The organism is Promicromonospora sp. NPDC059942 (assembly GCF_042731755.1).
Classification (GTDB): Bacteria; Actinomycetota; Actinomycetes; order Actinomycetales; family Cellulomonadaceae; genus Promicromonospora.
This window is the reverse complement of sequence record NZ_JBHWLR010000012.1, coordinates 177,995-185,240: the sequence shown is the minus strand read 5'-3', so window position 1 is coordinate 185,240 and position 7,246 is coordinate 177,995. Positions and strand designations below refer to the sequence as shown.

General features: G+C 68.0%; 6 protein-coding genes. 4 read left to right on the top strand and 2 right to left on the bottom strand.

Features of this window, described 5'->3' with window-relative positions; translation table 11 throughout:
* Positions 1–114: 114 nt before the first annotated feature.
* The gene (locus tag ACFV9Q_RS19925) at positions 115–1,434 is read right to left on the bottom strand and encodes an ABC transporter substrate-binding protein (RefSeq protein ID WP_377235840.1); all 1,320 of its coding nucleotides are present in this window, start codon (positions 1,432–1,434) and stop codon (positions 115–117) included.
* A gap of 178 nt (positions 1,435–1,612) precedes the next feature.
* On the opposite strand from ACFV9Q_RS19925, the gene ACFV9Q_RS19920 reads away from it, so the two are divergent.
* On the top strand, positions 1,613–2,656 hold the full coding sequence (locus tag ACFV9Q_RS19920) for a LacI family DNA-binding transcriptional regulator (protein ID WP_377235839.1): 1,044 nt from the start codon (positions 1,613–1,615) through the stop codon (positions 2,654–2,656).
* A 143-nt stretch (positions 2,657–2,799) separates the two neighbouring features.
* Here ACFV9Q_RS19920 and ACFV9Q_RS19915 read toward each other — a convergent pair whose 3' ends face one another.
* Positions 2,800–3,816 carry a LacI family DNA-binding transcriptional regulator gene (locus ACFV9Q_RS19915; RefSeq protein WP_377235838.1) on the bottom strand — a complete coding sequence of 339 codons (1,017 nt, stop codon included), beginning with the start codon at positions 3,814–3,816 and terminating at the stop codon, positions 2,800–2,802.
* A 108-nt stretch (positions 3,817–3,924) separates the two neighbouring features.
* Between ACFV9Q_RS19915 and ACFV9Q_RS19910 the strand changes: the two genes are divergently transcribed.
* Genes ACFV9Q_RS19910 through ACFV9Q_RS19900 form a run of 3 tightly spaced genes read left to right on the top strand, consistent with a single transcriptional unit; the run spans position 3,925 to position 7,096 of the window.
* Positions 3,925–4,821, top strand: a complete 897-nt coding sequence (locus ACFV9Q_RS19910; protein WP_377235837.1) for a carbohydrate ABC transporter permease — start codon at positions 3,925–3,927, stop codon at positions 4,819–4,821.
* Positions 4,821–5,714, top strand: a complete 894-nt coding sequence (locus tag ACFV9Q_RS19905) for a carbohydrate ABC transporter permease (RefSeq protein WP_377235836.1) — start codon at positions 4,821–4,823, stop codon at positions 5,712–5,714. The genes ACFV9Q_RS19910 and ACFV9Q_RS19905 overlap by 1 nt, the downstream gene beginning before the upstream one ends.
* Positions 5,715–5,767: 53 nt before the next feature.
* Complete coding sequence (locus ACFV9Q_RS19900; RefSeq protein WP_377235835.1) at positions 5,768–7,096, top strand: ABC transporter substrate-binding protein; 1,329 nt, start codon at positions 5,768–5,770, stop codon at positions 7,094–7,096.
* Positions 7,097–7,246: the final 150 nt, after the last annotated feature.

Sequence of the window (7,246 nt, the reverse complement as noted above, 5' to 3'; positions counted from 1 at the left end):
GGGGTGGCGAACCTCTCCCGGCCCACAAGCATTTTTTTTTTTTTTTTGTGGGGTTGGTTTTTTCGGGCGCCCCCCCCCCCCCGAGCACGGGCACGGGACGCCGCCGGGAGGTGGTCAGTCGACCGTGAACCCCTGCTCGTTCCCGTACTCGACGGAGCGCTGCTCCCAGGTCTGCAGGACCTCGGCGAGCGAGCCCTTGCCCGAGGTGTAGAACGGCGTGGCGATGTCGCCGTAGGTGCTCCGCGCCCACTCGAAGAACGGCGGGTACTGCCAGCCGACGGCGGCGATGTTCGACGCCTCCGCGAGCACCTGACCGGTCTTCTGGTCACCGAAGTACGGGTTCTTCACGTCCTGGAACTCCGGGCTGTCCAGCACCGACTTGTTCGGCACGAACGCGCCGGCGTCGACGCGGGGCTGCAGTCCCTCGCCGTGCGTGAAGTACTCGAGGAACTTGTAGGCCGCCTCCTTGTTGGCAGCGGCCTCCGGGATACCGAAGGACGAGCCGCCGTTCTCGGCGCCGACCTTCTCGCCCTTCTCCCACTGGGGCATGAGGGCGACCCGGAAGTCGCCAGCGGCGTCCGGCGCCCGCTCGGGCAGCGTCGAGGTGAGCCAGCCGCCCATGTTCTGCGAGGCGAGCGTGCCGTCGTTGAGCGCGCGGTTCCAGTCGTCGGACCAGGCGCTGATCTTCGTGTTGACCAGGTCCTCGTCGATCATCTTCTGCCAGAACGCGACCGCCTTCTGGGTCTCCGGGGCGGAGAAGTCGATGTGCACCGTGGTCCCGTCGACCTCGAACGGACGGCCGCCGGCCTGCCAGATCAGCGAGAGCAGGAAGAAGAGGTCGTTGGTGTCCTGGGTGATGTAGTAGTCGTCGCCCAGGGCCCGGATCTTCTTGGCGTCCTGGTAGTACTCGTCCCAGGTCGCCGGCGCCTCGTCGATCCCCGCCTTGGCGAAGGTCGCCTCGTTCCAGAACATGACGGCCGGCCCGAAGTCCGAGGGCAGAGCGTAGACGCCGTCGCCCATGACGACGTTGTTCCAGGCCGACGGGACGTAGTCGTCCGCCAGCTCGGTCGCGCCCAGCGGGCCGAGGTCGGCGAGCTTGCCCGGGACGGCGAAGTACGGGACCGCGAAGTACTCGAACATCACCAGGTCCGGGACACCCGATCCGGCCTGGATCGCGTTGTCGAGCGCCTGGTACTCGTCGGAGGACGAGCCGGCGTTCACCACCTCGACGTCGATGCCGGGGTTGGCCTTCTCGAAGCCCGGAACCGCGAGCTCGACCGTGCCGTCCCAGCTCCACACCGTCAGCTTCACCGGCTGGTCGGCGCTGCCGCCGCCCGCGCTCGCCGTGGTCCCACCCGCACCCGAGCACGCGGTGAGCGCACCGGCCGTCGCGAGCGCGACACCGACCGTCCATGCCTTGGTAAGAAGCCTCATCACCCTGTCCCTCCTCGTTGAGAGGTTGCGAAATAGTTTCGCAACTTTATCGATCAAGCACGGACTGTAACGACGGCTCGGGCGAGGCGTCAACAGGTTCACGAGGGGCAAATATCTGGATTGACGTCGCCCCGGGCTACCAGTAGCCTCCGAAACAATTTCGACGAAGGGAAACGCCATGGTTGGCCGGCCATCGAAGGAGCGGGCGACGCTCGCCGACGTCGCGCGACACGCCGGGGTCTCCACGAGCACCGCGTCCAAGGCGCTCAACGGGCGCCACGACATCGCCCAGGACACGCGCGAACGGGTCCTCGAGGCCGTCGCCGCGCTCGGCTACCGACCGACCACCCAGGGCGAGCCGCCACGCACCCGCACCATCGCCGCCGTCTTCGACGAACTGGCCTCGCCCTACGTCGCCAACGTGCTGGACGGCGTCCTCGCCGCGGCCACGAGCGCCCGCACCAATCTGCTGGTGCGCTCCGCACCCGACCGCGCGGTGCGGGCCACCCGCGCCGCCGCCCGGGCCTGGATGGCGGAGCAGAAGGAGTCCGGCGTGGTCGGCATCGTCGGCATCACGCTGGCCCGACCCAACGCGGTGCTCCAGGCCGCGAAGGAGGTCCGGATGCCGTTCGTGATGATCGACCCGGTCGACCTGGACGATCCCCGGACCGTCAGCGTCGGGTCGGCCAACTGGGCGGGCGGGCGCACGGCGACGGAACACCTGCTGGACCTCGGGCACCGCCGCATCGGCTGGATCGGCGGCCCGGAGGCGTCGGCCGCCGCCCGGGAACGTCTCCACGGCTACCGGGCGGCCCTGGACTCCGCGGGCATCGAGCTGGACCAGGAGCTGGTACGCAGCGACTCGTTCTCCATCGACACCGGCCTGGTGCACGGCCGCGCGCTGCTCGCCCTGCCCGAGCCGCCGACGGCGATCCTCACCGGCGACGACGAGATCGCCGTCGGCGTCCTCGCCGCGGCGCACGAGCAGGACGTCCCGGTGCCCGAGCGCCTGAGCGTCATCGGCTTCGACGACACGCCCCAGGCCAGCTGGACGACACCGCAGCTCACCTCGGTGCACCAGCCGCTGGCCGGGATGGGTCGGATGGCCGTCGAGACGCTGCTGGCCATGGCGGACGGCGTCCAGCCCGCGTCACGGCACGTCCAGCTCGCCACCAGCCTCACCGTCCGCGACTCGACCGCACCGCCGCCGGACCGTCGCTAGGAGCGGTCGGCGAGCGCGCCGGCACCTCGGCCAGGCCCGCGTCCGACGCGGCCCGGGCGTTGACACTCCGGGAGTTGCCCTCTACTTTATCGATAAATATCAGCGGGGTGGCTGCTCAAGGAAGAGAACCAGTGACCGATCGACTAGGCAGACGTGCGGGCGAGCGTCGACTCACGCACGACGATCCGGGCCGACATGACGGACTCGACCGCACCGCCGTCGGGCGCCTCACCGGTCTCGCCCGCCTCGACGCGCCGCAGGAGCAGCTCCATGATGCGCTCGGCCATCGAGTCGTTGTCGGGGTCCATGGTGGTCAGCCGCGGGATGAGGTACTCCCCCTCCGCGTCGTTGTCGAAGCCGACCACCTGGACGTCCTCCGGGACGCGCAGCCCGACGTCGGCCAGGGCCCGCAGCGCGCCCATGGCCGCCGCGTCGGTCAGCGCGAACGCGCCGTCGAACGGGGTGCCGCCGCGGTGCAGGCGCATGACCGCCTCGTAACCGTCCTTCGTGGTGAACGAGGCGGCGTCCACGACGAGGCGCTCGTCGACCGGCACGCCCGCCTTGGCGTGCGCGCTGCGGTAACCGCGGCTGCGCAGCGTCGCCATGCTGTCGACGCCGGTGTCCGGGCGGCCGCCGATCAGGGCGATGCGCCGCGCGCCGTGCTCCAGCAGGTGCGAGACCGCGAGCTCGGCGCCGCCGACGTTGTCCATCATCACGTGGTCGAAGGAGCCTGCCAGCCGGCGCTCGCCGAGCAGGACCACCGGGACCTCGATGCCGGCCGCCCGCACGTCCGCGGTGTCGATCTGCACCGGGCTGAACACCACGCCCTCGTAGGGCTTCACCCGCTCGGGCGAGATGGCGTCGAGCTCTCCCTCCCTGCTGGCACCGGTCCGCTCGATGATGACGTGGTAGCCCCGCGCGTGCGCCAGCGTGTCCAGCCGCGCCGCCAGGTGCGAGTAGTACGGCCCGTCCAGGTGCGGCACCAGCAGCCCGATGGCGCCGCTGCGGCCCACGCGCAGCTGCCGCGCCGTGGCGTTCATCCGGTAGCCGAGCCGGGCCACCGCGTCGAGCACGCGGGCACGGGTGTCCTCACTAGCTCCCGGCCGCCCGTTGATGACATTCGAGACCGTCATCGTCGAGACGCCTGCTTCATGTGCCACATCGCTCATCTTCACCACGCCGACCATCATGACACCCCGCGTCCGACGGCTGCGTCCGACCGTGCCGGTGTCACCCCGTGGCTCTGATCAAGGAGGATCCGAACCGCCGTGAAGCAGCTCCTGTACTCGAAGAGGCTCGCGCCCTATCTCTTCATCCTTCCCTTCCTCGTGACCCTCGCCGTCTTCTGGGTCGTCCCGCTGGGGCGGTCGTTCGTGATGAGCACCCAGGAGGTGCTCTACGGCCAGGCCACGTTCATCGGGCTCGACAACTACGAGCGGCTCTGGCAGGACCGCATCTTCTGGCAGGCCCTGTTCAACAGCCTGCGCTACATGGTCCTGACCCTCGTGCTGCTCATCCCGATCCCGCTGGCGCTGGCGGCGCTGATCAACTCGGGCATCGGCAGCGCTCGCATCAAGGCGTTCTTCAAGGCGTCGATGTTCGTGCCCGCGCTGACCTCCGTCGTCGTGGCCGGCATCGTGTTCCGGCTCATCTTCGCGGAGTCCGACACCGCGATCATGAACCAGGTCGCCGAGTTCTTCGGCTTCGGCCCGGTCCGCTGGCTGCGCGGTGACGTCACCGGTCTCGCGGCCCTCCTGGCCATCGCCCTGTGGCGGTGGACCGGCGTGAACATGATGTATTTCCTGGCCGGCATGCAGGCGATCCCGACCGAGTACTACGAGGCGGCCTCCATCGACGGCGCGAGCAGGTTCCGCCAGTTCCTGCACATCACCATCCCGAACCTGCGGCCGACCATCGTCTACGTCGTCACGATCAGCGTCTACGGCGGGCTGGCGATGTTCCTCGAGAGCTTCATGCTCTACGCCGGCAACAACTCGCCCAACAACCAGGGCCTCACGGTCGTCGGATACCTCTACCGCAAGGGCATCGAGGAGAACGACCTGGGCTTCGCCTCTGCCGTCGGCGTGGTGCTGCTCGTCATCGTCATGGCGATCAACATCTCCTATCTCGTCGCCAGCGGCACCTTCAAGAAGGAGGCCGCGTGATGGCCGTGCTCCAGGAACAGGACCGGGCGACGACCGCGCCCGCCACCGCCGCCCGACGTCGTCACGCGCCGTCCGCCGCCGCGTGGATCCAGTCGGTCCTGCTCATCGTGATGGCACTCATCTCCCTCGTCCCGCTGCTGGCCATCTTCGTGGGCACCTTCCAGGACGGGAACGAGGTGATCCGGCGCGGCATGACCTTCGACGTCGACCTCGGCACCCTGAGCCTGGACAACTACGTCCTGCTGTTCACGGACTCGGGCCCGTACTTCCGCTGGTTCGCCAACACGCTCCTGCTGACGGTCGGGCAGGTCGCCGGGACGCTGCTGGTGAGCGCGTTCGTCGCCTACGGCTTCGCGATGTACGAGTTCAGGACCAAGACGCTGTGGTTCATCATGGTGCTCCTGGTCATGACCGTCCCGTTCGAGATGCTCATGCTGCCCCTGTACGTGCAGGTCAACGACATGGGGCTGGCGGACACCTACGTGGTGATCGCGCTCCCGTTCCTCGCCTCGGCCGTGACGATCTTCTTCTTCCGCCAGTACTTCCTGGGCATACCGAAGGAGATCCTCGAGGCCGGGCGCGTGGACGGCGTGAGCGAGTTCGGCATCTTCTTCCGGCTGGTCCTGCCGATCACCAAGCCGGCCATGGCCGCGATGGCGATCCTCAACGGGATGCTCTGCTGGAACAACTTCCTGTGGCCGCTGCTGGTGCTGCGCAGCCCGGAGAAGTTCACGCTGCCGATCGGCCTGAACACGCTCCTGACGCCCTACGGGAACAACTACGAGCTGCTGATCATCGGGGCCTTCTTCTCGCTGATCCCCGTCCTCATCCTCTTTCTCGCCTTCCAGCGCTTCTTCATCGAAGGAATCACCGCGGGCGCGGTCAAAGGCTGACCGCACCTCAGACCGAACTTCAGGTCGAACCTCAGATCGAACGGAGAACAAACATGACCAGGCTACGGACGACGGTGTCCATGCTGACCGCCGCACTGGCGGTGACCGCGCTCGCCGCGTGCGGCGGGGGCCAGCCCGAGGCACCCGCCAAGAACGCCGACGGCTCCACGACGCTGAACATGTGGACGTTCGCGGACGTGCACGCCACGTACTACGAGGAGATGGCCGAGCGGTGGAACGAGGCCAACCCCGACCAGGAGATCGACCTCGAGGTCACCGTCTACCCCTACGACGACATGCACAACAAGCTGCAGCTCGCGGTGAACTCCGGTGAGGGCCTGCCGGACGTCGTCGACATCGAGGTCAACAAGTTCGCCAACTTCGTCAAGGGCGACAACCCGCCCCTGCTCGACCTGACGGAGGCGGCGGCGCCGTACAAGGACGACGTCGTCCAGGCCCGCCTCGACCTGTACAGCAAGGACGGCAAGATCTACGGGTTCCCGACGCACGTCGGCGCGTTCACCACGTTCTACAACACGGAGGCGCTCGAGGGCGCCGGCATCGACTACACGACCATCAAGACCTGGGACGACTTCCAGGAGGCCGGGGTCAAGTACCACGAGGAGACCGGCAAGGCGTTCGGGGTCGCCAGCACCAGCGTCATGTTCCTCGAGCCGCTCATCACGGCGCAGCTCGGCGGGCAGTACATCGACGCCGAGGGCAACGTGCAGGTCAACAGCCCCGAGGTCGTCGAGGCCCTCTCGATGATGAAGGACATGCAGGACGCCGGCGCGATCTCCACGATCCCCGGCGGGAGCCCCGACTCCGAGGAGGCGTACGGCGCGATCAACGACGGCGACTACGCCGCGATCGTCTACCCCGCCTGGTACACGTCCCGGTTCGTCGACTACATGCCCGACCTCGCCGGCAAGGTGGCCATCGCCCCGGCCCCGGTGCCGGACGACGCCGTCGTGCAGACCATCGGTGGCGGTGGCACCGGGGCGGCTGTCCCGGCCGTCTCGCCGAACAAGGACCTCGCCGCGCAGTGGCTCGCGTTCGCCAAGCTCTCCCCCGAGGCGAACGTCGCCGTGTGGGAGGTGCTGGGCTTCGACCCGGTGAACATGGCCGTCTGGGAGGACGAGGCCGTCACCAAGAACCCGGAGAACAAGTTCAACAAGTACTTCCAGACCAACCTGTTCGACGTGCTGAACGAGGTCAAGGACGGCATCGGGCACTTCGAGTCGTTCAGCGACCCCAACTGGCCCACGGTCGACGACACGTTCCGCACGGTCACGCTCAACGAGATCTACGAGAACGGCACCCCGGTCCAGGAGGCCCTGGACCAGACGCAGGCCGACCTGCAGAACCAGCTCGGCCAGTAGGCCCCGACGTCTGATCGCGCGAGGGGGGGGGGGGGAGGGGGGAGAAACGACCACGTGCCCTTTCATTCCCTAGGACAAGAAGAGCAGGCAACCCCCCCAAAAGGGGGGTACTTCGTCATCAGCAAAGGGGGATGTCAACTCTTCCACCTC